This window comes from Microbacterium sp. MEC084 (assembly GCF_004514465.2).
In the GTDB taxonomy this organism is placed as follows: Bacteria; Actinomycetota; Actinomycetes; order Actinomycetales; family Microbacteriaceae; genus Microbacterium.
In genome coordinates, this window is sequence record NZ_MYFP02000040.1 from 1 (window position 1) to 2,418 (window position 2,418).

Genomic DNA, 2,418 nt, shown 5'->3' on the forward strand with positions numbered 1-2,418 from the left:
GTCGATGTCGGCCTGCTTGACCCACATCCGCACGGACTCGACCCCGTAACCCAGCTGCGTCGCGACCCGCTGCACCGTCCCCTGCGTGACGCCGAGCTCAGCGCGCAGCGTCCTCACCATCCGCACCGCAGCGGCCTTCTCCTCGCTCGAGTAGCGACGCGTCGTCGGCTTCCCATTCGCCAGTTCCTTCGGCATGACTCCATCCTCGTTTCCAAGGTCAGGAGCCTCCAACAAACTCAGGGCGCTTCACTTTGCACTCCTGCTCGCATCATGCGCGCGAATCTGCCGCTTGTGGTGCCAGGATGTGGGCATGACTCCCTCTCCCTCCCGAACCCGGGCATGCCGCCTTCCTGAGTTCTGGGAAGCGAAACGCTGGTCACGAATCTCAAGTTCACAGGCGGCGGACTGGAGTTTTGGGCCACGCCGCATGGGTGGCGAACGGTGGCACGAGTCGGCCGCGCGCATCGGACTCATCTGATGGAACCCATGCGCGACGCCCGACAGCGAGTCCGCCGTCATCCAGGAGTGCCATCGGCAGCGCATTGGTCATACGCCGACCTTCGGCTGCTTTTCATGCGCGAAGGCAAACTGGCCGCGCAGGCGTGGCCAATGCATGCCGACGCAGAGCCGCAGGAAATTCAGGCCCATCGCGCGCTGCTGTCAGACCTGGCGGAGGAACTGGGCTCGCTCACCGAAGAGCAGCGCGAACATCTCCTCGCCATCTATGACGCGGCGAAGCAACGCGACCGGCCGTCGGAACTGAACATCGACGCAATGGCGGAGGTCATTGATGATCGCACTCTCGCACGAGTGAGCGCCAGTAACGATCATGCGGCGCAACGTCATGCGAGCGACTTGGCGTCGTTCCGCCGCCCGACGCAACGTGCCCTGGACATTCTCTCGAAGTTGAACTCGGACGCGGCGCCGCTATTCGACTTCGCGGAGACGATGGAGGTGCTTGTCGAGATTGGGCGCTTGTGCGGCCCGCTATGGCTGAGCGGACGAGGAGACGACTTCCCAGAACTGCCTGACCTCGCACTCAACGCCGCACTGCCGGCCCTCTCTGTACTCACAACCACAAGCGAGGTCTGGGATGAACGTCGGGGCCAGCTCATCACTGTCAACCTTTCAGACCGCACGGACGAGATAGTCGCTGCAGTTTCAAACGCAGTAGCCGACTCGCGTCACGAATACTTCAAGCTCGTACCGACGAGCGGACCACTCCCTTCAGGACGCGCGGCGCGCGACGAAGAGATGAAACGCCGGACAGGCGAGCGACTGCGGGCAGAAAGGGATGCGCACAGCGCTGTCGAGAACTTGCTTGCCCCCATTCGTGAGTGGCAAGAACGCCTGAACGCACGTGTGGCGGAGCACGAGCGCCAGGCGGCAGAGGTCGCGGAGGCGGCCGCTCGCGCGCTGCGGCGAGAGCGAGCGAGCGAGGGTCACGACATGCCGGCACCCCAGCCATATGGTGTTTCGGCTCGTGGCGCCGAGCTCTGGGTGCGCGACGTGATTCGGCACTTCGGCGCCGCGGACGCGGAGGTGACCACCGCGACCAACGACGGCGGCGTCGACGTGTTGACTGAGCGCCACGCGGTCAGCGTCAAGCACTACACCGGATCTGTGCCCGTCGAGGAGGTACGTGAGATCTTCGCGGTGGCGATCCAGCGCGGTCTGCAAGCCGTACTGTTCACCTCCGGGAGCATCACACAGGCTGGCCTTGATTTCGCGTCGGTAGCCCCGGTTGCACTCATCCGGTACGACGTTGGGACAGCCTCCCTGGCTGGGCTGACTAGCGAGGGAACTGCACTAGTCGAGCAGGGCTTCGGAACCACCTTCTACGTGTGACTGACGTATCCCCGCGAGCGCGTCCGCCGGCTGCTGCTCGTTGTCGTCCGTCGTCACGCGTCGCTTTCTGAGCCCGCGTCTATAGTTGGAGGTTGGCCCCGAGCCGCTAGAGCGATTGCACCTGCCACCCGTCATTCGCGGCGGGAACGCGGCGGCGGAGAACCTCACCACGTCCGACGCCCGATGCGCAGGTCAAGCATTGCGCACCCAACACTCCGCAAATGGTTGAGGGTCTGCTGAACGAATAGGTGACACCTGATCTGTGGTGCCTGAGGGTGCCGCTGGGAGGATGTCATCATGCCCAAGCCCTATCCGCGCGAGTCCGTGAGGACGTGGTTCGCGTTGCTCGTGGTCGGGATGCCGGGGTGCCGTTGCGGAAGATCGCGGCGGACTTCGGGATCAGCGAGACCTGCCTGCAGAACTGGATGCGCCAAGACGACGTCGAAGCCGGGGTCAAGCCCGGCGTGACGAAGTCGGAGGCCGATGAGCTCCGTGAGCTGCGCAAGCGGAACCGGTTGCTCGAGCAGGAGAACGAGGTGCTGCGGAAGGCCGCGGCGTATCTGTCGCAGG

The 2,418-nt window shown here is 64.5% G+C and carries 2 protein-coding genes and 1 pseudogene; 2 read left to right on the forward strand and 1 reads right to left on the reverse strand.

Going from position 1 to position 2,418, the window contains the following annotated elements:
* Positions 1-195, reverse strand: a pseudogene (locus B5M43_RS14795) (IS3 family transposase); the annotation flags it as partial.
* A gap of 378 nt (positions 196-573) precedes the next feature.
* On the opposite strand from B5M43_RS14795, the gene B5M43_RS14800 reads away from it, so the two are divergent.
* Entirely contained in the window at positions 574-1,848 is a 1,275-nt protein-coding gene (locus B5M43_RS14800) for a restriction endonuclease (protein WP_167626844.1), read from the forward strand.
* Positions 1,849-2,213: 365 nt separating this feature from the next.
* Positions 2,214-2,418 (forward strand): transposase (locus B5M43_RS14805; RefSeq protein ID WP_374198175.1); only part of this gene is annotated, 205 nt, incomplete at its 3' end.